This is a genomic window from Paenibacillus nitricinens (genome assembly GCF_052056485.1).
Taxonomy (GTDB): domain Bacteria; phylum Bacillota; class Bacilli; order Paenibacillales; family Paenibacillaceae; genus Paenibacillus_AQ; species Paenibacillus_AQ nitricinens.
Window position 1 is genome coordinate 3,788,539 of record NZ_CP183948.1, and the last position, 23,546, is coordinate 3,812,084.

Genomic DNA, 23,546 nt, shown 5'->3' on the forward strand with positions numbered 1-23,546 from the left:
CTGTTGACAGAATTGCTCCTGCAAAATCTACTCTATATCCGGTCGTATATGCTCAGCGATTAACTGCTGCTTGCTAGTCCAGACCTTTTCACTTAAATTCACCCGATATACCTCGGGATTTAACTTACGTTGATACTCCGGCCAGAATAGATCCTTTTGCGCCCGATGATAACGGCGAACCTCTTTCAAATCCGGCAAAGTATACACTTGAAATCCATTAACGTAAATAGGTTCTAGCATAGGCAATGCCTCGTAACGCTCAACATACTTATGCATGTATGGATGGAGCGGATTAAACAGCTTCAAACGTGCACCGTTACGCGGAGCTTCCTCTTCTGGGAAACAGATATAATCCGCAAGTGCTTTGCCATTTTTACCTATGATCCGGAATACGTCCTTCTTGCCAGGCGTGGATACTTTCTCAGGATTCGAAGAAATCTTGATCGTCGGGATCATTTCTCCAGTAGCGGACTCAATTTCCACCAGCTTATAGACGCCACCCAGAGAGGGTTGGTCCGAGGCGGTGATCAGTTGTGTACCCACACCCCAAGTATCAATTGCTGCGCCTTGCAGCTTCAGATCCATGATCGTGTTCTCATCCAAATCGTTGGAAGCGACTATCTTCACATAGTCCAGACCAGCATCATCCAACATCTTACGCGCTTGACGGGATAGATAAGCCAAGTCACCGCTATCCAAACGTATACCGACCATTTTTTTACCTTGAGCCTCAAGCTTCTTGGCCGTATTGATTGCATTAGGCACCCCACTACGGAGTGTATCGAAGGTGTCGACCAAAAGTGTAACTTCGTCCGGCATCACCTTAGCATAGGCATCAAAAGCCTCCTGCTCGCTGCCAAAGCTCTGGACCCAGGAATGTGCATGTGTTCCCTTGGTTGGAATACTAAACATTTTGCCTGCCAGCATGTTGGAAGTAGCATCAAAGCCGCCAATATAGGCCGCTCTAGCCCCCCACACCGCTGCATCAGCTTCTTGCGCACGCCGGGTACCGAACTCCAGCAAGATGTCATTCGGAGCCACCTGTTTAATTCGTGAAGCCTTAGTAGCGATCAACGTCTGGTAGTTCATGAAGTTCAGAATGGCTGTCTCCACCAGCTGAGCCTCCATAATTGTCCCTTCCACACGGATTAATGGCTCATCTGGAAAAATCAATGCGCCTTCTTTCATCGAATGAACGGTTCCCTGAAAATGAAACTGTAACAGTTCCTCCAAAAAAGCTGGCGCATAGTTCTCTTCTTGCTCAGACAAGTAACGGATATCATCTTCGGTAAACCGCAAACCGCCGATATAACCAACAATACGCTCTAACCCAGCGAAAACAGCATAGCCGTTACCGAAAGGTAGCTTACGGAAATAAGCTTCAAATACAGCCTTCCGTTTATGCGTTCCGTTCACCCAGTGAGCGTACATCATATTGATCTGATACTTATCCGTATGTAGCGCAAGTTCTCTTCTCAAGTCCTCATCTCCTAATATCTACGCTGCTATATGTGTATGTTCTGTTCTAGTATTATGCCTTAATAACGTCTGCTCCTAAACTTCCCCGGAAATGTTCTAACGCCCAAGTATGTCCATTTGGATTAAAGCTGGCAACTGCATCTTCATGCACAATAATTGCAAATCCTTTGTTATATGCATCCACTGCGGTGTGCAGTACACAAATATCTGTGCAGACCCCAATTAAATGAAGTTCAGTAATGCCACGCTCCCGCAGCTTGATTTCCAGATCCGTTCCACTAAAAGCGCTATAACGCGTTTTGTCCATCCAATAAATAGAACCTCGATTGTGCTCATACACAGATTTCAAACTTCCGAACAACTCACGTCCTTCACTTCCGCGTATATTATGAGGAGGAAATAGTTTGCTCTCCGGGTGGTAAGGGTCTTGCTCTTCATGTAAATCCACGGCCATAACGACATAATCGCCATTTTGGGCAAACTCCGACGTTAATTGGCTGATTCTAGGCTCGATATCTACGGCTGGCTGACCCACCGGCAGATTTCCGTTGACAAAATCATTCGTAAAGTCGATCACTATTAGTGCTCTCATGAGATGAATCCCCTCTCTTGATTTAAACCACTACGTGTAGATGGATAACAAAGGCTCATGATCTGTGAACATATAGAGCTGAGCTGGACGCTGGGAGTATTGATTTGAACTAAGCGCATTTCCCTCTTCATCTCTTACTTCTTTTAATATACCCTGACGGCTACGTGTTGAAGTGATTTTACGAATAAAATTCGGTTCCTTAAATTCCGGCACTACCGTTTGAATGACTTGATAGAGCTCACTGAGAGTAAAATGTCTAGGTAAAAACTGTCTTGCGATCGTAGTCTGAAGCATTTGTTGTTGAATTCGCAAGTATGCATCCTTGATGATATCATGGTGATCAAAAGCGAGCTCCAGCTCTTCAAGTGCTTCCTGCAACGTAAATAAACCTACCTCGCCAGCATCATCCGAAGCTTGTCTCTGCTCCAACATCCATTCTTCTACAAGGGCAAAAAAAGCATGACTGATGATCCATCCGCGAGGGTCGCGGCCTGGTGTACTGTAAACACCCAGATATTCCAAATGACCGCCATCTACACCCGTCTCTTCTTTGAGTTCACGTGTAGCCGCAGCATAAATGGACTCATCCTCCTGACAGAATCCGCCTGGGAGAGCCCACATTCCAGCACATGGCCATTTCTTTCGTCTAATTAACATTACCTTAAGCTCACGTAAGGGAAGCGTCTTCGTGACCGTCTTACGTTCGCGTTTGGTCAGTGTAAACATTACGATGTCGGCCGGAACTCCGTCCGGTGTACGATATTTTTTGGCGTTATAGGTTTGTTCCCCATTTTCGCTCATATTTGCCCCATCCTTTTCCGAAGCTATAATTTTACTAATTCGTATCTTTAAATGTACCAAACCTTAACTTCTAAAATCAACAACCGGACTTAGAAAGATTAGGATTATGTATAGTGTAAAACTTAAAGGGGCGGATCTGCATCCGCCCCCTAAACTGAGTGTGGGTTATCCGCATGTGGTCGGAGGCGCTTCGGTGCCGGCTTCCACATTTATTTTTTCCGAAACCGTATCTCTAATCACGGAAATGACAAGCTGGAGAAGATAATTGATGTCACTCTGGCTCTGTTGAAATTCGTTCACGACTGGAATGCCGTCAATTTCATCCTGCAACACTTCAATTTCACGCTCGATCTTGGCTACCATATCTTTATTATTGAAGCTTTCGAAGGCGACAATCTCCTTCTGCTTTTTCTTAATCGTTGCAATTAGACCTTGAACCCGCTCGTGGTTCAGGATTTTTTGCTCAGCCTGCTGAAAATGCTTTACTTCTTCACTTGTCGAGATCAATGAAGCTAGTTCTTTAGCTTTACCCATAATATCCTCGCGTACGATCAAGTCACGGGTATTATAAGTCTTCATCCCATATTTATTCAAACGTTGTTCCTCTGTACTCACAAGCCATCTCCCCATTCGTATGTGATGATTAATGAACAGCAGCAGCTTCTGCCACAATATCCCCTTTGATGTACCATGTTTTGGTATCTGTAATTCTCACTTTTACAAAGGTGCCAATAAGCTCCTTCGAACCTTCAAAATGGACCAGCTTGTTCGCACGGGAACGGCCAGAAAGGACTTCCGAGTTATTCTTACTCTCGCCTTCTACCAGTACCTCGACGACTTCACCTAGCATACGGTCATTAATGATCCGACTATTCTCTTTAATGAGATCATTGAGTCTTTGCAGACGTTCGCTCTTCACTGACATCGGTACATTGTCCTCCATAGCTGCTGCAGGGGTACCCTCACGAGGTGAATAAATGAACGTATATGCCATATCATACCCAACCTCGCGCACTAGCGATAGGGTATCTTCAAATTGTTCATCAGTCTCTCCAGGGAAACCAACGATAATATCGGTACTTAATACCGCATTAGGCACACTTATCTTGATCTTACGAACTAATTCCAGATAAGCTTCACGAGTATATTTGCGACTCATTTTCTTAAGTACGGCAGTATTTCCCGATTGAACCGGTAGATGGATATGCTCCACCAGGTTGCCGCCTTTGCCGAGTACTTCAATCAATTTATCATCAAAATCACGTGGATGCGAGGTCATAAAGCGGATGCGCGGAATATCAATTAAACGCATATCATCCATTAGGTCACCAAAGGTGTAATCGATGTCTGTAAAATCCTTACCATATGCGTTTACGTTCTGCCCTAGCAAAGTCACTTCCTTGAATCCTTGACGCGCTAGCTCTCTTACTTCAGCAATGACGTCTTCCGGACGGCGGCTTCGTTCTTTTCCCCGTGTAAAAGGTACGATACAGTACGTACAGAACTTATCACAGCCATACATGATGTTTACCCAAGCACGCATACCTTCACGTTTCTTCGGTAAGTTCTCAATAATGTCGCCTTCCTTAGACCATACCTCCACTACAAGCTCTTTACTGAATACAGCTTCTTTAATGAGATGGGGCAGACGGTGAATATTATGCGTACCAAAGATCATATCCACGAATCCATGCTTAGACATAATCCGATTGACAACGCCTTCCTCCTGCGACATGCAGCCACACACGCCCAGCAAAAGACCTGGCTTTTCAATCTTCAAGTTCTTAAGATGACCAAGCTCTCCAAATACTTTATCCTCGGCATTCTCACGAATGGCACAAGTGTTGAGCAGAATGAGATCCGCATGATTCCGATCGTCAACGCTTTTGTAGCCCATCTGTTCTAATAGGCCTTTCATCGTTTCCGTGTCATGCTCATTCATTTGGCAGCCATAAGTCGTAATATGATAATATTTGTCTACTCCGAAATTCTGCATTTCTTCAGGAATCTGGAAATCATAATGCACTTCTATTTCTTCCTTGCCACGCCGTTTTCCTTCTTTGTAATCAGGCTGGCTATTAATTTGCACATTTCTTCCTTTAATCCGGTAAGTAATCTTACCTTCTTCTTCACTAATCACCTTAGCGTCGCTAAAATCAAAATATCTCGAATAATCTTTAGAACCCTTGCCGGATTTTAAGTCCGGTGAGTTATGGTTCCCCTTAGTCATGCTGTTTTCACGTCCTCTATTGTTAAACTATTATTTTTATACTTTGCTAATTTAAAATTATAACATATTGCTGGGCTAAGTTAGAAGTACCCGACCTTTGAATGACGGAATAGAATAGTTCTTCTCTACAAAAAAATACCCCGCCAACGATTGGCAGGGTCAAATTCCATTATATTAAAGGGGGGTATGCTTGTAATATAAGCAGATATTATCCTATTGAAACAGATAAACGGTCTCTTACACAAAAAAATGCCATGCTGTGTTCAACAAGCATTAGTACAGTGATTTAGTAGCGTCCGGAGTGAACGAAATAATCTCATCTATATCTCCACTTTGAACTTTGGCAGGCCAAGCTGGATCGCTAATAAGTGCTCTGCCAACTGCCACTAAATCAAACTCTTCACGGTCCATTCTTTCCAGCAATTCATCTATGTTATCTTCTGGCTTCTGAGCTTTATCTTCTGCGAAAAAGTCGCTTTGTAAGCCAACAGAGCCCACTGTAATGCATGGCTTCCCAGTAATCTTCTTAGTCCATCCCGCCAGATTTAGTTCAGATCCCTCAAATTCAGGTTGACTGAAGCGACGAGTGGAGCAGTGGAAAATATCCACCCCAGCATTGCTAAGTGGGGTCAGAAAGCTTTCGAGCTCAGCTGCATTTTTTGCCAGCTTCTCATCATAGGCACCCAATTTCCATTGAGAGAAGCGTAACACGATCGGAAAATCTGGCCCAACCGCTTTACGGCACGCTTCAATGATCTCAACAGCAAATGTTGTTCTACCTGCCAAATCACCACCGTATCGATCGGTACGTTTGTTCGTTCTTTCCCAGAAGAACTGGTCTATCAGATACCCATGTGCGCCGTGAATCTCAATGCCATCAAAACCCACTTTTTTCGCGTTCGCTGCTGCTTGAGCAAATGCTGAGACTAAGCTTTCAACTTCAGCTGTAGTCAGCGGCTCTGTCACAGGTTCTCCTGCTAAATTCAAACCAGAAGGGCCAATAGGAAGGGCTTCAACATTAGGGCCTTCCCCTATAGTCCGCGCCATTCCCACATGCCATAATTGGGGTATGATCTTACCTCCAGCTGCGTGAACTTCTTCTACCACCTGCTTCCAGCCCTCTAAAGCCGCTTCTTCATGTAGATTGGGGATATTGGCGTGGCTGACTGCCGAAGGATGATTAATGGCTGTGCCCTCGGTAACAATCAATCCTACTCCACCCTCTGCCCGTCTGCGATAATACGCGGCAACATTACTCCCTGGTACACCATCCGGAGAGTATACCCGTGTCATAGGTGCCATGACAATTCGGTTGGCTAATGTAAGATTCCCCACTTGAAAAGGTGTGAATAAGAGTTCAGTATTCATATGTTACCTCCATTTAATTATTAGATAACTTTAAGTAAGCTTATTATCCACCCAAAAGATGGGAAATGCAAATTTTAAGATCTTCATGTAAGAAAAAATCATAAAAACCGGACCTCGCAAAATCTGCGAATGCCCGGTTTTATCCTATTACGAACTTCTTAACCCTCAAGAATACCAGCTTTTGGAGTTACTCCGAACGCCTTAGCTAAATCCCACAGCTGCTGATCCGTGATCTTTTGCTTCATTTCTCTTCCGCCAATCAAGTTGTAGATCTTAGCAGCCTTCTCAACAGTCTCTACTAGACCAAAAGTGGCATCCATAGTGGAGCCTGTGCCGAAAATCCCGTGCTGCGGCCAGATCACTAGGCGGTGATCCTTCATTTTCTTAGCCGTTTCGCGGCCGATTTCACTGCTGCCAGGAACAATCCATGGAATGACACTAACGCCATCTGGGAAAACAACAAGGCATTCTGTGCACATTTCCCAAAGCGTCTTCGTAAACTTCAATTCATCCAGATCATGCGTGAAGGTCATCGCGATAACATTCGTAGCATGTGTATGCAATACGATACGGTGCGTAGGGTCAACCTTCAGTCGCTCAATATGGCTCATGAAATGTGAAGCCAATTCACTTGTAGGTACAGCCCCGTTCCGTAATCCCCATAACACTTCTACGCTTTCACCGTCGGCACTAACACGAAGCACACCGAGATTGGCTTCCGGGTCTTTGATCACATTTCTGAAATACTTGCCAGAGCCTGTCACGATGAAGTATTTGCCGGCTAATTCTTTTACAGGGAAGGTAAGTTTAATGGTGCGTAGTGGCTCTAGGACGTTAATATATTTAGCAACCTCATTTTCATCCAGCAGATAGCTGACATTACCGCCATTCAGCTCATCCCAGCCAAGCTCCCACATATGACGGGTAATCTCTGACATTTCCTGAATAAATGGAGCCTCACTACTTGCAATATACCCTTTGGATTCCAAAACAGATGTACTCATTGTCAATCTCTCCTTTGTATATGCTGCTCTCCACATCCACTCTAGCACTCTATCTTGCAGACAGAACTTCCTGTTCATAACTCTTCACTTCCGCCAGCCATTGCTCCCGAACGGATGTATCTTGTGATGCACAATAATAATCCCACACGGCTCCAAACGGATACGATTTGAATTCTTCCGTAAGCGCTAGTCGTGAAGTGTAATCACCAATCCGCTCTATTCTCTTTAATTCTTCCACCGGTTCGAGCATTGCGCGAAGTAACGCCTTAATGGTATTGCGTGTACCAATCACCCAAGCAGCGATATGATTAATACTGCCATCAAAGAAATCGAGTCCGATATTCGTTCGGGAGAGTAAATCCCCACGCACCAGTTCACGGGCAATTTCCAGCAGCTCGTCGTCCATCGTTACAACGTGATCACTGTCCCAACGGACGGGTCTGCTTACATGCAGCAGCAACTGCTCGCTAAACATAAGAATCGAAGATAGCTTATTTGAGATCATCTCCGTAGGATGGAAATGTCCGGCATCCAAACAGATAGCTTTACCGCGAGTTAAACCATAGCCCATGTAGAACTCATGTGATCCAACCACATAACTCTCAGAACCGATTCCGAACAATTTACTTTCTAAAGCATCAATATTATAAAGAGGATCTATTTCCAAACTGAAAATCTCATCCAACGACTCCTTTAACCGCACTCTTGGCGCTAAACGATCGACTGGTGCATCTTTATATCCGTCTGGCACCCAAAAGTTAGTTACGCAAGGTTGCCCCAGCTCTTTACCAAAATGTTCAGCAATCGTCCGCGAAGCCTTACAATGCTTAATCCAGAAGTTACGAATCTTCTCGTCAGAGTGACTTAGCGTAAAACCGTCTGCAGCTTTAGGATGTGAGAAACAAGTAGGGTTAAAATCAAGGCCCAGCCCCTGCTCTTTCGCCCAGTCTACCCAAGATTGGAAATGGCGTGGCTCCAATTCATCTAAATCAACTTTTTCATCTGTATCTGCATAGATCGCATGTAAATTTACTTTGTGCTTACCAGGAATAAGGGATAATGCTTTTTCTAAATCTTGACGCAGTTGATCTGGCGTGCGAGCTCGGCCGGGACAACTTCCTGTTACCGCTATTCCCCCGCTTAGTTCTTTATCTTTAAAAAGAAACCCTTGTACATCATCGCCCTGCCAGCAATGGATGGAAATCTTAATTTGCGCGAGCCGCTCCAGCACTTTCTCCACATCAATCCCGTGGGCTGCGTATAATTTTTTGGCTTCATTATAGCTAGTGATAATACTCTGATCCATGCTGTAGTACCTCCTAAAATCATATAGCGTAAGTTTAATTAGATTTGATGTTGTATTTTGGACAACTGAAGCTCTTTCCAGCGAATTAGAATTTCTTCAAGATGAGCGGTCTGGCGCGGTGTGAACGACTTTATCTCAAATGATTCAGCGATAATATCTCTTGCTTCATTAATACCAGTTAGGCTTCCCGTGCTAATCATCTGCACCACTAGATTACCAAGTGCTGTGGATTCCGTTGGGCCAGCCTTAACTTCTCTGCCTATAACATCAGCAGTCAGTTGGCATAACAGGCTGTTGTTAGCACCTCCACCCACAATTTGCAGAACCTCGATCCGGCTTTCTATTAATTCTTCTAGTTCTTCCAAGTAAGTAAGGTACGTTAATGCCAAGCTGTCAAAAATAGAGCGAGCCAACTGACCTGGCGTCTCAGGAACAGGCTGCCCGCTCTCTGCGCAGGCATTACGAATCTCTTCTATCATATTTGAAGGATTGAGAAATCTTGGATCATTACAGGAGATCAGGCTCCGGAAGCCTTCTTCTCCATGTGCAAGCTCTGTTAGTTCCGCAAAGCTATAACGATCGTCCATTAGCCTGCGAACCTCTTGGATGAGCCAAAGGCCCATAACATTTTTGAGGAATCTATAGGTTCCGTATGCGCCCCATTCATTGGTGTAATTGGCCTTCATGGCCATCATAGAATTGAGTGGCTGAGTTCGTTCAACACCGAGCAATGACCATGTTCCACTGCTGATATACGCGGAGTCCCTTTGAAGAGGGGCACCCAGCACTGCAGAAGCTGTATCATGTGTGGCTACACAGATCAGTTGGCAATCCGGAAGATCATATTCCTGAAATAGTGCTTCATCGAGGGGGCCAATAATTACTCCAGGTTCAGTCAATGTAGCGAATTGATCTCTTTTAATATTCAGAAAATCCAACAGGTCATTATCGAAATCTCGACTCTCTAGATTCAATAGCTGAGTTGAAGATGCATTAGTAACCTCATTGATCTTGCACCCCGTTAATCTGAAATACAGATAATCAGGCACGAGTAAGATTTGATCCGCTTGGGCTATTTCTTCTTCACTGTGAACATAAAGCTGATACAACGTATTAAAAGATAACTGTTGAATACCAGTCTTTTCATATATAGTTTGAGGAGAAATATGCTTAGCTACCTCATCCATAGCCTTATCGGTTCTACGATCACGATAAGCGTAAACCTCTTGAATACGTGTTCCCTCTGCATCCACAAGAACATAATCTACAGCCCATGTATCTATCCCCAGCGTACACGCTGTAATGCCTTGCCCCTTAGCTTTCTGAAGCCCTATAATAATCTGCTCGAATAAATAATCTATGTCCCAGAAATAAGAATCCTCTTGTTCTACAAAACGATTGCTAAACCGATGAAGCTCCTCTAAGGTGAGGACGCCCTCTTGCAGTATTCCGCGTACTAACCGCCCACTAGAGGCACCAATATCCACGGCGATATGATTATTCATAAAGAATCTCCTAAAGTAAGGGATGAGTTAAAGTATGTTAATTCATCAACACCAAGTTTAATCACTTTACTCTGCATTCTAGAGCGCAGTATTCCGGCTGCTGCGCCTCAGGCTGGCCTCTGAATAGCAGCTGGGCCGGCCTTGCATCACACTAACTCGACTAATCTCTAAGGGAATTATTTCCTTCTTCATCGTATGCCCCTAAATCTTTGTTGTCAACATTTTAAATATAATTTATGTTGTTTTTGTTTGTTTTATATCTGTTTTGTGAATATTATTGGAAAGTACAGATGTTTTTACGTTGTTTTCATTGCAAAACACAGATATTTAGCGCTATGATTGTAAAATATAGCTTTGGAAAGGTGATTCCTATGCTTGCAGCCGAAAGACGTAAAAAAATTATAGATCTCGTCCATCAAGATAAACGGGTACTGGTCTCTGATTTGAGCCGGATGTTTGAAGTTACAGAAGAGACGATACGCAGAGATTTGGAGAAGCTTGAGAAGGATGGCATCCTTAGTCGTACCTATGGCGGTGCTATGCTGAATCGTCATACGAATGAGGATCTGCCTTTTGTTACACGAAATGCCTTGAATACAGATATTAAACGGGGAATCGCCTTGAAGGCACTCGATTTAATCAATGATGGAGATACATTAATGGTAGATCCAAGCTCTACAGCCTTTGAGTTTCTAAAATTGCTCGGCAACAAAAACAATTTAACCATCATCACAAACTCCATTAATATTTTGCATGAGTTCTCGAATTCAGGAATGGATATCATCTCTACCGGCGGGTCACTTCGCTACCGGTCATTATCGCTGGTGGGACCCGTAGCCCATGACACCATTCAAAGATACAATGTGGATACTGCGGTCATCAGTTGTAAAGGAATGGATATGGAACGAGGCATCACAGATTCCAACGAACCGGAGTGTGAGCTTAAGAAGTTCATGCTGCGGCAAGCAAATAAGGTCGTGCTCCTGGCGGATCACACCAAATTCGATAAGACTGCTTTTACGAAGCTGGTTGAGCTTGGCCAAATTGATTTCTTGATCACGGACCGTAAGCCTTCTGAAGCTTGGCTGAAACGTCTGAACGAGGACAATATTGAGGTTCTCTATTAACATAGGTAATAACATACTGAGCCTAATTTAACAAATGCCGTTCCCCATTGAGCTATGGGTGACGGCATTTGTTGTATTTTTCAGCCTTATCTTTCTGTAGAAACCTGAGAAATTGATATTACATCTATGGAAGAATGAATAGGATCTGCCTGCTTTACTTGTGTAGAAGCCTTCTTCCTACAGATGTAAACAAGCGCTGGCGGGAAATTTAACAGCACCCATTTAACACTCACTATATCAAAATGCTGCATTAATTCCTTCTTCATTTGAGGAAAATATTCAAAAGTGATGAACCAGCCACTCTCTTTTAAAGAAGAGATGATTTGTTCAAAGTAAAGCGTTCGATCTGAGGCTGAGAAATTCCTAAAAGACAAACTGCTCACGATGCAGTCTAACTTCTCTAACCTTCTATTATGAAGTGCAAGCCTTAGCCGCAGGCAATCGTTTAGAAAAATACGGCCAGGAAATTTAAGTCTTAGTTGATGACGAAAATCAGGATCCTTCTCAAACAGGAGCACATTCATCCCGGTCTCTTCCCTGCTTGGAATAAATCTTGTGATGGCTCCAGTGCCCGCACCCAGCTCAGCTATGTTATGCATTTCTTGCCACGGAAGGATGTCGAGCATCGTTTTTGCCAGCCAGCGTGAACTGGGAGTAACGCTTCCTAATTGTCGGGGCGCATGCAGAAATTTATACAGAAAATGAATTCTTTCTCGAATTCCGTTTCGCATGTCAACTCCCCCTTATCGTAATTTCCCCATCTAACTCTAAAATATGTTAAAAGGATTAAAGTCGTACTCGATCTATTCTCTCCATTTATTAATTTTTGCAAAACAAAAGCCCAAATTTCACCGCAGAATGAATTGCGAGGAAATTCGGGCTAATGATTAACATTAATTACTTCGTTTCAACGGCATGTCCACCAAATTCATTCCGGAGTGCAGCCACTACTTTACCAGTGAAGGTATCGGTCTCAAGTGAACGGTAGCGCATTAATAACGCCATCGCGATCACCGGTGTTGCAGCTTGCAGATCAAATGCGGTTTCGAGGGTCCATCTGCCTTCTCCGGAGGAGTGCATAATCCCTTTGATCTCATCCAATTTAGCATCTTTCGAGAAAGCACGTTCAACCAGTTCCATCAGCCAAGAACGGATAACAGATCCATGATTCCACACCCGGGCGACTTCCTCAAAGTTGTAATCAAACTCACTCTTCTCCAGCACCTCAAAGCCTTCACCGATGGCAGCCATCATGCCGTATTCGATACCGTTATGCACCATTTTCAGAAAATGGCCGCTACCAGCTTTACCGGCATATAAAAAGCCGCTTTCCACAGCCGTATCACGGAAGATGGGCTCCACAACCTCCCAAGCTTCAGGATCTCCACCAACCATGTAACAAGCGCCGTTCCGCGCGCCTTCCATTCCTCCTGATGTACCTGCATCCATAAAGCTGATTCCGTATTCTTTCAATTGCTCATAACGGCGAATGGATTCCTTATAATGGGAATTCCCCGCTTCTATGACGATATCTCCTTTGGATAACAAAGGTGTGATCTCAGCGATGACAGAGTCCACAACCTGATGTGGTACCATAATCCAAATGATTCTAGGCGTTTCCAATTGTTGTACCAGTTCAGTAAGTGTTACTGCTCCTTTAGCGCCCTTTGCTTTCATTTCCTCCACAGCAGGTGCATTCAAATCAAATGCGACAACCTCATGTCCATGATCCAGCAAATTCTGGCCCAAATTAAAGCCCATTTTTCCTAATCCAACTAATCCTACTTTCATGTAATTCCCCTCCGATATATAGCTTCTTGTGATGTAATTTCTCCAAATTTGGTAAAAAAAACAGGCAGGGGCTTACGCCCCTGGCCGTATAGATTCTTGCGTTGCTGCAACTTCAGCTTGAGCAGACGTAACTTCTGTCTCCTGATCTGCCTCATCGAACCACCAGCGATCTTCACCCAATAGCTCCATAGCCGCATCTGGACCATATGATCCTGACGCATAAGTGTGAAGTGGCATAAGCCCCTCTTCCATCGCTTCCTGAATAGGTGTAACCCACTGCCATGACAGCTCTACCTCTCTCCAGTGAGCGAAGAAGGTAGCATCTCCACGAAGTGCATCGAAGATTAGATTCTCGTAGGCTTCCGGAACATCTGAGGTACCCGCTTCATAAGTCGCGCGGACAGGCTCAAGCTTTCCTTTTTGCAGCTGATCTTTCGTGTTAAGCTGTAGCGTTATGGCTTCATTCGGTCCAATCTCGATAATTAGTAAATTCGGTACGTCATTTCCTTTATTCAAGTTATTACTATCATTAAACGGTTCTTTAAACTCAATAACAATACGTGTGGATTTCTCCTTCATTCTCTTCCCAGTACGAACATAGAAAGGTACATCATTCCATAGCGGATCATCTATAAATAAACGCGCTGCGATAAACGTCTCATTTTGCGAGGATTGATTAATTCCCGGCTCATTCAAATAACCTGTTACAGCATTCCCTTTAATTTCACCCTCTGCATATTGTCCACGGACAACATGTTTATTAACCTCATCTTTGCTAATTGGAATGAGATGTTCCATGACGTATATTTTCTTCCCACGGATTTCTTCAGGTGTACTGCCTTTAGGAAGCTGCATTGCCATCATCATCATCAACTGCAGCATATGGTTCTGGAACATATCACGAAGTGCACCAGCTTTATCATAATAGCCTGCCCGTTCTTCAACGCCGACAGTCTCACTCGCTGTAATTTGAACATTCGCGATATATCTATTTTTCCACAGTGCTCTTAGCACTGGATTAGAATACTTCAGAACCTCCAAATTCTGGACCATCGGTTTACCCAGGAAGTGGTCAATACGGAAGATTTCTTCTTCAGTAAATACGGCATTCAAGCTATCATTCAGTTCTCTTGCTGATTTTAAATCTGTGCCAAAAGGCTTCTCAATAATCAGACGCTTCCAGCCTTTCGTGGAACCCAGACCGCTTGAGTGAATATTAGCTGCGATTTCCTTGAAGAACTCAGGACCCACAGACAAATAGAACATCCGATTCTCTGGAATATTGAACAACTGCTCGCGACGTTTAACATGCTCCAGGAGCTTCAAGTAATCTTCGGTATTCCCCACATCTAGAACACTATATTCAAAAGCTTCCAAGAACACCTGCAATTGCGGTGAGTCAACCGCTGGTTGTCTGGAAAAAGTCTGTAAGGATTGCAGAACTTGCTTACGGAAGGCTTCATTCGAAACTTCTCTTCTTCCTAATCCAATCACAGAAAGAGGACCTGAAATTTGACCATCTAAAAAGAGGTTATATAGTGCAGGATAGATTTTACGTTTTGCCAAATCTCCTGTAGCGCCGAATAGCACAAATGTTGATGATTCCACTTTCATTCCTCCTGTTGTTATATATTATTTATATACTTACTTTTAATTACTAACATACTCAGTAGAATCAATCATACGACTGATATTTTCATACGTCAACCTCATTTCGACATTTACGAAAAGTTATTATTTTCACAAAGCTGTGAATTGGAAATTATGATTAATGTCACAAAGAAAATAGTATGGGATCATTCGCATTAAATTACTCGGATATTCACGTTGATTAAAGAAAAATTCCAATCCCAGTGCGGCTTTAACAAACTTGAATCCTCTCACTCCGGTTTAAAATCCATCACAACAGCCAATTAGTAACAAGAATAAAATTTCCAGTCGTCAACTTTACTCACGCTCCCTTGTATCTTTAAACTAACTTCAAGTAATTGATCATTTTAAAATGGACGACGTCAATAAAATATTACAAATCGATCTTGCTTTATCTCAACTTAGATTTTTAAGCATAAAAAAGGTCCTCTTCGAGGAAGATTATCAGAGTATGCTTCGGAGGGATGATAAGAGCTACACAGTCCGATTTCTCTCAAAAAATGCGCAAACTAGACCAAATAGTTGCAAAGCAGTCCGTTACGTCAACTCGTGCTGATCTCCTTGGTTGAATCGGACTCAGAAGCCCTTAACTCCTTGCTTGAGACCCACTCATGTTGGACGGCAATCCCCTTGTTCACCCTGCCTCTTGTTTAAGGCCAGTATATTAAGTGTTATAATTAAAGAACGCATGAATAGCCATTCAGTTCACGAAAGGAAGGAGATTTTTTCATGAATATGAAACAATGGGATCGAATTCGGACGGGACAGGGATTTATAGCTGCTTTGGACCAAAGTGGTGGAAGTACACCTAAAGCGCTGCTGCAATATGGCATTACAGAGGACAGCTACTCCAATGAAGATCAAATGTATGCAATGGTTCACGAGATGCGAACGCGCATTATCAAGAGCCCTGCATTTGATTCGAAGTATATACTGGGTGCCATCTTATTCGAGAACACAATGGACCGTCTCATCGACGGAAAATATACTGCTGATTATCTGTGGGAGGAAAAAGGCATTGTGCCCTTTTTGAAAATCGATAAAGGACTTGCCGAACCAGAAAACGGGGTACAGCTCATGAAGCCAATTCCCGGCTTAAGTGATCTTCTGAAGCGGGCCAACGAACGGAGTATCTTTGGAACGAAAATGCGCTCGGTGATTAAAGAAGCCAATCCTTCCGGCATCAAAAAAGTGGTTGAACAGCAATTTGAAGTCGGCAAGCAAATTTTAGAAGCAGGACTGATCCCGATTATCGAACCTGAGGTTGATATCCATTCTGATGATAAAACAGCGTCCGAAAAGCTGTTAAAAGAAGAACTTTCAGCTCAATTGTCTAAGCTGGGCAGCGATGTGAAGGTCATGCTTAAGCTCTCCATCCCCACGGAGAATAACTTCTATCGTGAATTAATGGATGATCCTCATGTTTTAAGAATTGTCGCTTTGTCCGGCGGTTACACACAAGCAGAGGCCAACGATAAACTCGCCCGTAATCAAGGATTAATCGCCAGCTTCTCGCGTGCGTTATCGCAAGGACTAAGCGCTGGGCAGTCAGACGAAGAGTTTAACGCGCTCCTCTCCAAATCTGTAGAAGCGATATATGCTGCCTCTATTCAATAAGCAGCTCTTCTCTTCGTGAAGATGCCAGACACATAAAAGGGCTGTTTCCTTGGCAGGTGAATGCCTGCCAGGAAACAGCCCTTTCATTTGGATTTACTTTTTTAAAGCTAGTGCTCTCAGAATAATAGTTGCTGCTTCAGCACGAGTAGTACTGCCTTGTGGCTTCAATGTTCCATCTGTATAACCCTTAAGAAGTCCTTCAGCTATTGCTGCGCCCAGCGCAGGACGAGCCCAGGCGGAGACCTTGGCGCCGTCCGAGAAGTTCACACTCATCTCTGCTTCTGAGAGGTGCGCTGCGCGAACGACAATTGCAGCTACCTGCTCACGAGTAACCATCTCGTCTGGTCCAAAGTTACCATCGTTATAGCCATTAACAACACCGAGCGCCGATGCAGTTGCAATGGCTTCATTAGCCCAATGCGTCTTCGTGTCTCCAAACACTTTGCCGACTTCAGCCTGAAGCTGGAAGGCTTTGACGATTATCGTTACGAATTCGGCTCTTGTAATCTTACTATCTGGTTTAAAAGTATTGTCCGGATAGCCATTAATCGCACCGAGTTTAACCAGATCTCTGATGCTCGCTTCAGCCCAATGTCCCTTCATATCAACAAAATTCACATCCTGTGAAGGGGTGGGTGCCACTATTTTATCAGAGACCAGAACAGCAAATTTCGTAAAATGCGTAACTGTTCCCGACACCGTTCCACTTTCCAGATCCAGTTGCAGATTATCCAGCTTCACCCACTTTTTCGTCTGCTCGTTCAACCAGTACAACCCTACATCGGATTTGTTAAAGTCCACTTTCTGCTTGTCAAAAGGTAGTGTAATTGTGATCGCTTTAGCAAAATCCCCTTCCACATTCTTGATGATCTCATAAATATCACCCAGCAATTTTAATTCAGTTTCAGTGAAAAGATTCGAGATATCACTTAGTTTAGTTACTGTTACCGTAAATCCTTTATCCTGTGCCCCAGCCGGAACATTAATTTCTATCCCGTTCAAAGACAGTACACCACCTTTCACTGTGACTGTTCCGCTATTGACCGAAGGATTAACATGATTCGTCCCACCTGTCGAGGTCGACGGATTAGAAGGCTCCGTTGGTAGCGTTGTAACAGCTTCAGCTCGGATCACAGTCAAAGAGTACGTCTTGCGGATACCGTCTGATGATGTCACTATAATCGGAATAACATTGCTGCCAACATTCAAATTAATCGCTTCACTGGTTTGTCCATTCACTGCCGGAGTACCATTTATAGTAAAGGCAGCAGATCTGTCATATACACTTGCTGTTACCGTAATGCTGGACACTTCATTGCCCACTTTAGAAGTATAGTCTGTTACCTCTGGTTTAAAGGCCGGGTTCAGTATACCGTGAGACAGCATCAGAGCACTTAAATCCATGTCATGACTGGCTGCTTCCTCAGCTCCTCTTACAACGTCTACGTTGTAGGTTTTACTCGTGCCATCGACCGCGGTCACCACAACCGGAATGTTGTTGCTTCCAACCTCTAGATGAATCATGTCACTGAGCTGGCCGCTTGTGGACGGTTTACCATTCACCGTAAGTGTGGCTGAGCTATCGTACACACTAGCTGTTACCGTAATGCCTGTTACTTCCTTATTCACATGCACCGAATACTCGGTGGTTTCTGAAGCAAATGAAGGGTCCAATGTGCCGCTAGATAATGTAAGAGCACTCAAGTCTGTAACACCTTTCACTTCTTCTGCCTTAGATCTTGTCACGATCACGGTATAAGTCTTGGTAGAGCCGTCCCGAGCCGTCACTGTGAATGGGATTTCATTCGTTCCAACTGAAAGCTCAAATGATATTCCGGTTCCGTTGCTGTAGGGTTGTCCTTGGGCAGTCAACTCCGCTTTGTCATCGGTAGCCTTCGCCATTAGTTCAATAGAATTGACGGAATGTTCTACCTTAACTGCATACTGGGTGATACCGGTAGCGAATGACGGGAATAACGTACCTGTCTGAACAGTCAAATCATTCAGTGTCGAGACATCAATGAGCTTGCCTGCCAGCATATCGCTTTGAACTAATGCAAAATCCGCTACCACTTGGTGTGAATAATCCTCGGCAGCATTCAGAATAAAGCTCTTAAGATCGTTCCACACTGGAAGTACATCTGTTACAAAACGCTCTTCAAATTTGTAGTCCAGTGCTTCGGATACTTTGTCTAGACGAGAATCCGAATAAGCATAGGCTTTTGCCGCATCTATTAAATATTGCTCCAATTCATCTTTATTTTTGAATGGCTTATCTGTGTAATCTCCTTTATAAGGCGAGACTTCCCGGATCAGATAAGAACGGTTCGCAGCTTCGACTACACCCAGATAAACATCAGGGTCTACCGCTGTCTTGATATAAGCGTCTTTGGAGATGTACGCGCTGGTATTCTGCTCCTTCACATCAAGCAGGATGTCATCCGTGTTCGCCACGCTTCGACCTTCGATCAGCACGTTATAGCGTTCAACGCCGATGCTGCCTATCCCTTGATGAATGCGGCGCGCGATGTCCTTGATGGTGAAATAAGCCTCAAATTGCTCGTCGGTTAGGTTCGGAAAATTCCCTCTGACCTGAGTCTTATAATTTTCCCAATCTGCACGCAAGGATGTCATTTCAGCCTCAGTCGCAAGTTCAAACTTATCCGAATTGCCGGTGATGTTAATTTTTCCGTTCAAGGTACGTTTACCTAATAGTTTTTGCAGTGCCTCAGGGTAAGACCCCTTGGAGACACTGTCCATTACGTTTTTCGTATAAGGCGTGACATTGCTTTTGGTCAACTTGGTAGTCTTCTTACTATTGTCGTTATTAATTTCTACTAGAGTATCTTTATACGTTTCCAAGAATTTATCAGATACTTCACGGAAATCAGCGTCCTGTAAATTTAAGATGCCAGAACTGTCTTTATCATATTTCGCGACGTAAACACTTGTCACAAAACGAACCAGATCGTTATAGAAGCTTCCGATTCCCGCAGAATCCACATCGTTCAGACTAAATACCATCGTTTCTGTGCTGTCATTAAAGGTTCCCACATTCTGAATATGGGCATCACCTTGTGTGTAGGTTTGAATATCTTTGTCTTTCCACCCTGCGATAACCGAATCGGGGGATGGAATGAGATGATTCGCCTGATCGGATTTGAACAATGAATTCGTACCCCGTAAAAAAGTATAAGCATTAGCTCCCATCGCATCACTTCCATATTTATATGCTTTAGTAACCGGATCATTAAATCCGGTATTGTCCGCTATAATTCTTTGTTCAACCACTTGCTTTCGAGCTTCGTCAGAAAGAACAGGTTGACTATACCGGAGTAATGAGATTCCGATCCCATCGGATTCTATCCAACCACTATCCTGTACTGCCTGTGGCTTCAAAGTCACATTAAGCGGCACAGTGTCCATAACCGGTAATTTTGCTGCACCAGAGATGGCGATAGTGATCGTATTACTGCTGCTTTGTCCTTCAGCCGTAAGCTTCCAATCTCCTGCAGGAAGCCCCTCCACGCTGTAAGCATTTGCACTTAGCGAGCCATCAACAGCAACACCTGCATTAACCTGCAACCGCAGAAGTGCGTTTACATTCTTCGCGCTACTCATAGGGATCGCAGAGGAATCTGGAACAGCAACAATTTTATTGGAAGGCGTAAACTTAGCCAAGGTCACTGTATTGGTCTTTTGATAAACACTCACTGGTTCAGTTGGCTTGTTGGCCTGATTCCATGCCCCAGGAAGAATATTAAACGTAAGATTGGCATCAGAATCTAAATTGCCAGAGGCATTTCCAGAAATCGTAATAGTGATTTGATCCCCACTAGCGGCTGCAGTTGCAGATAAACCTGCCGAAAGACCGAATACGTTGAAATCAGCCGAAGCCCATACTCCCTGTTTTAGAACAGCGTTGAAGGCTTTCAGAATAATAGTATTATGATCTGAATCTACGGCAGTGCTGGACTTCATCTGTACAGTCTGATTATTCTCCACAACAGCATAAGCCGCCGGGCTGCTGGAATTCCGGGCCTTTGCGCCTTTGACTTTTTCAAAGTCCTTTCCGTTGTTCTTCGTATCCCAGTTGTTACCGCTATTCGGGAAGGATGCCGAAGTCTGGTAGGTCACAGGCTCCAATGGATCGAACACTAAGCGCTGCATCGTATTTTGCTTGCCAGCCTGCGGCGCTGGACTTCCCCAAAAAGCATCTACCGCATCGTAGCCAACGAAATCCACGACATTATCCTTTAGCGAATCTTTCATCGGATCATTGTCGGTTAGTTTTTGGTTCGTATTTAATAGGGCTAGCTTACCGCTGTTATTCCCTAGTTTAAAAGAACTCTCCACGGCATCCGCTTGTGGCAATTCAGCTCCGACACTTCCGTTGCTGCCAAGCGCTACCAAATAATAGCCGTAAGCAGGAATCTGTGCTGTCGGTGCGCCTAAATTTGCTATTTTCCAGTTGTTTTTCTGGTTATCAGCGAATTGTATAGACCAGCCGTTTAATGAAACAGGCTTCGACGTAGGATTAAATAATTCAACAAAGTCGCTTGAGTACACATCGAGAACATCGTCTTTTTTCCCTCCATAAAAATGGCTGATTACTATGTTCTCCGCCAGATTATCAGTGTTCGCCGATTCTGCGGCCGCATAGCCCGTCCCCGACAGAACCCATAAGGATTGCACCACCATTGCTGTCACAAGGGCGACAGAAATCCAGCGCTGAACTATTTTTTTCAAATTGATTGACCCCTCTCCCATTTCAAAATTCAGATCATTATATCAACTGAATGTCATAGGAACGTAAAACGAACTGCATGATTAGATATTTTATCTCACGCAAAAAAGGGCTTCACCACGCCTACAGGCAAGGTAAATCCCTAAATTCACTAACATTTTGGTTATCTTAAAACCTGTATCTTATACTTCCATCAGTGCCGCTGCACCCTCCAGCAGCATCAAGCCGCTGAGCTGGGCGCTCAGCTGAACCGGAAGATCCGGTTTCACTTCCCACGATGGACTACAAAGACCTAACTGTTTATCCAGCCCCACTTCCCATAAGCGGTTAGCATTGGCCATTATTACCTCATGAATGCGGGCTGCCTCAGGAGATTGTTTACACAACTGTACGAAGTAGCGGATCAGAATCCCTTTAAACAACCCTGTATCATCAATCCCTTCATCAGGAAGCATCAGTGTATCCTTATTGCATAGACGTTCTATACAAGCCTCAGCGGTTCGATTCGCATCTTCCAAGTAGCGGGCGTCACCCGTATTCTTATAGAGCTCAAGACCAGCACCTAGAAACACACCTTGACAATACGTGAACTCCCAGTCGAAATCGATTTGTCCGTCCCCAAGTCTGTTCATGCCATCCCACACAAAACCTGTAGCCGGATCAACCAAATTCATCTGGTTCCATTCATAAATGCGGAGTGCCCACTCCAGATCTTCCTGTTTATGACAAAGTTCATATAAACGGGCGGCTAGAATGGCAGCGGGCGCATTGGCAGGCGTATTTTTATAGTCGAGCTGATCCTTCTTCCACGCCATTCCCCCACCGAGCTTATCGTTCCAAGCGGTTTTTATATCCGCCCACAGATCAAGTACAGCGCTTAAATAAGCTTCATCACCCGAGACTCTATGAGCACGCAACAACGCCAATGCGGTCCATTCCATATCATCATAATAATTATGCAAGAACGTCCCACCGTTATAGACTTGAAGACTTTGACTGAGCTCTTTAATTCTCAAGGAATAAGCAGGATCTCCGCTGCGCTCATAACCATCCACAAGAATATCAATGACATGCGCCTGCCACCAATAATAAAAATTCTCGCCCTCAACGTTATACGCTCTGGGATACCATTGGTTCATGATACCCGTCTCAGCATTATAATAATTGCGCTCTATACATTGTTGGAACCATTCCGCCCGTTCCTTCCAGTTGATCATCTCCAGCGTTTCCTTCGGTTGTGTCATAAATAGATCACCTCAGACCTGTTCCTTAGTCAATTCGCTCATTTTCTCCAGTAACTTGATCGCACTGAGTTGGGAACTTAGCTGGATGACACCATTGGATGCCGAAGTCCAATCTGTACCGAACAAGACTGCGTCAACGGACTTCCCTTGTTCCCAGAGACATTCAGCATTTGTACGCAGGAAATCAACAGCTTCAACTGCTGTAAAGTCCATCTTGACCCATTCTGCTGTATAGCGGATCAAGATCCCTTTAAACAGTCCTGCGTCACCATTCCCTTCGTCAGGAAGAACACCGCCCTGAGGTTCAGCGAGCTCACGGGCAGCAGAAGTAAAGGTTTGGCGAGCATCATCCAAATAACCCTGCCCTTTAGTGATACGATACAGCTCTACTGCTGCACCAATATAGACACCTTGGTTGTAGGAGTATTTCCAATCCTTATCAATCAAGCCATCGCCGGTTCGATTCATGCCATCCCATACAAATCCCGTCTCCGGGTCTACGAGATGCCCTTTTTGCCAGTTGTATATTTTTAGCGCCCAGTCGAGATCCTCAGCTTCTCCAAAAGCTTGATACAACCGCGCTGCAAGAATAGCAGCAGGTGCGTTGGCAGGTGTATTTTTATAATCTAACTGTGTCTTCTGCCAAGCGATCCCACCACCCATATGCTCATTCCAGCCGGTCTGGATGTCTTTCCATAGAAGAAGGGTTGTTTCTTTATAAACTTCTAGTCCTGTTGCCTCATATGCACGCAGCCATGCAAGAGCCATCCATTCCATATCATCATACAGCTCATTAGGCCACACTCCCCCATTCCGCTTAAGAAGACCTGTGTGAAGCGCAGCAAGCCTTTCGGCGTACCGTTTCTCTCCAGTTCGCAGTAATCCATCTACGAGTACATCCACGGCATGAGCCATCCACCAATAATGAAAAATCGTATTGCATGCTCCGTTTGGACATGGTGTTTCGATATTATACATTTTGATTGCTTCATTCCAGAATAACGTATCCAACGCTTCCTGCGCTTGATTCGCCCGTTCCTCCCAAACCCCAATCTCCAATTTGTTCATTTAGACGCTCTCCCTAT

17 protein-coding genes are annotated in these 23,546 nt (G+C 44.2%); 2 read left to right on the forward strand and 15 right to left on the reverse strand.

Annotated elements, in window-relative coordinates:
* Positions 1–27 precede the first annotated feature (27 nt).
* The 9 genes from ACN6KS_RS16770 to rhaB form a co-directional block, all read right to left on the reverse strand.
* Entirely contained in the window at positions 28–1,479 is a 1,452-nt protein-coding gene (locus ACN6KS_RS16770) for a nicotinate phosphoribosyltransferase (RefSeq protein ID WP_440960087.1), read from the reverse strand.
* A 52-nt stretch (positions 1,480–1,531) separates the two neighbouring features.
* Complete coding sequence (locus ACN6KS_RS16775) at positions 1,532–2,071, reverse strand: cysteine hydrolase family protein (protein WP_094875197.1); 540 nt, start codon at positions 2,069–2,071, stop codon at positions 1,532–1,534.
* 30 nt (positions 2,072–2,101) lie between these two features.
* The gene (locus ACN6KS_RS16780) at positions 2,102–2,872 is read right to left on the reverse strand and encodes an NUDIX domain-containing protein (protein ID WP_042128449.1); all 771 of its coding nucleotides are present in this window, start codon (positions 2,870–2,872) and stop codon (positions 2,102–2,104) included.
* 165 nt (positions 2,873–3,037) lie between these two features.
* Positions 3,038–3,487 (reverse strand): RicAFT regulatory complex protein RicA family protein, encoded by a 450-nt coding sequence (locus ACN6KS_RS16785; RefSeq protein WP_060623306.1) that lies wholly within the window; start codon positions 3,485–3,487, stop codon positions 3,038–3,040.
* A gap of 28 nt (positions 3,488–3,515) precedes the next feature.
* Positions 3,516–5,102 (reverse strand): tRNA (N6-isopentenyl adenosine(37)-C2)-methylthiotransferase MiaB, encoded by a 1,587-nt coding sequence (gene miaB / locus ACN6KS_RS16790; protein WP_440960088.1) that lies wholly within the window; start codon positions 5,100–5,102, stop codon positions 3,516–3,518.
* Positions 5,103–5,375: 273 nt separating this feature from the next.
* Positions 5,376–6,470 carry an NADH:flavin oxidoreductase gene (locus ACN6KS_RS16795; RefSeq protein ID WP_440960089.1) on the reverse strand — a complete coding sequence of 365 codons (1,095 nt, stop codon included), beginning with the start codon at positions 6,468–6,470 and terminating at the stop codon, positions 5,376–5,378.
* 158 nt (positions 6,471–6,628) lie between these two features.
* Positions 6,629–7,474: a rhamnulose-1-phosphate aldolase gene (gene rhaD / locus ACN6KS_RS16800; RefSeq protein WP_094868872.1), complete on the reverse strand. Its 846-nt coding sequence runs from the start codon at positions 7,472–7,474 to the stop codon at positions 6,629–6,631.
* Positions 7,475–7,523: 49 nt separating this feature from the next.
* Entirely contained in the window at positions 7,524–8,780 is a 1,257-nt protein-coding gene (gene rhaA / locus ACN6KS_RS16805) for an L-rhamnose isomerase (RefSeq protein ID WP_440960090.1), read from the reverse strand.
* A 38-nt stretch (positions 8,781–8,818) separates the two neighbouring features.
* Entirely contained in the window at positions 8,819–10,285 is a 1,467-nt protein-coding gene (gene rhaB, locus ACN6KS_RS16810) for a rhamnulokinase (RefSeq protein WP_440960091.1), read from the reverse strand.
* Between the two features lie 371 nt (positions 10,286–10,656).
* On the opposite strand from rhaB, the gene ACN6KS_RS16815 reads away from it, so the two are divergent.
* Positions 10,657–11,412, forward strand: coding sequence for a DeoR/GlpR family DNA-binding transcription regulator (locus ACN6KS_RS16815; RefSeq protein ID WP_094875201.1), 756 nt, complete (start codon positions 10,657–10,659; stop codon positions 11,410–11,412).
* 86 nt (positions 11,413–11,498) lie between these two features.
* On the opposite strand, the gene ACN6KS_RS16820 is transcribed toward ACN6KS_RS16815, so the two are convergent.
* From ACN6KS_RS16820 to zwf, 3 genes are all read right to left on the reverse strand, one after another.
* Positions 11,499–12,143, reverse strand: a complete 645-nt coding sequence (locus tag ACN6KS_RS16820) for a class I SAM-dependent methyltransferase (RefSeq protein ID WP_179281505.1) — start codon at positions 12,141–12,143, stop codon at positions 11,499–11,501.
* Positions 12,144–12,309: 166 nt separating this feature from the next.
* Positions 12,310–13,203, reverse strand: coding sequence for a phosphogluconate dehydrogenase (NAD(+)-dependent, decarboxylating) (gene gnd, locus ACN6KS_RS16825; RefSeq protein WP_094868869.1), 894 nt, complete (start codon positions 13,201–13,203; stop codon positions 12,310–12,312).
* Positions 13,204–13,275: 72 nt separating this feature from the next.
* Positions 13,276–14,811, reverse strand: coding sequence for a glucose-6-phosphate dehydrogenase (zwf, locus tag ACN6KS_RS16830; protein WP_094868868.1), 1,536 nt, complete (start codon positions 14,809–14,811; stop codon positions 13,276–13,278).
* A gap of 771 nt (positions 14,812–15,582) precedes the next feature.
* Here zwf and ACN6KS_RS16835 point away from each other — a divergent pair.
* Entirely contained in the window at positions 15,583–16,470 is an 888-nt protein-coding gene (locus tag ACN6KS_RS16835) for a fructose bisphosphate aldolase (RefSeq protein ID WP_440960092.1), read from the forward strand.
* A gap of 93 nt (positions 16,471–16,563) precedes the next feature.
* Here the strand turns inward: ACN6KS_RS16835 and ACN6KS_RS16840 are convergent, their stop codons facing one another.
* The 3 genes from ACN6KS_RS16840 to ACN6KS_RS16850 form a co-directional block, all read right to left on the reverse strand.
* Complete coding sequence (locus tag ACN6KS_RS16840) at positions 16,564–21,219, reverse strand: cadherin-like beta sandwich domain-containing protein (RefSeq protein WP_440960093.1); 4,656 nt, start codon at positions 21,217–21,219, stop codon at positions 16,564–16,566.
* A gap of 180 nt (positions 21,220–21,399) precedes the next feature.
* Positions 21,400–22,461, reverse strand: coding sequence for a glycoside hydrolase family 76 protein (locus ACN6KS_RS16845; protein ID WP_256989701.1), 1,062 nt, complete (start codon positions 22,459–22,461; stop codon positions 21,400–21,402).
* Positions 22,462–22,473: 12 nt separating this feature from the next.
* The gene (locus tag ACN6KS_RS16850; RefSeq protein WP_440960094.1) at positions 22,474–23,529 is read right to left on the reverse strand and encodes a glycoside hydrolase family 76 protein; all 1,056 of its coding nucleotides are present in this window, start codon (positions 23,527–23,529) and stop codon (positions 22,474–22,476) included.
* Positions 23,530–23,546 lie beyond the last annotated feature (17 nt).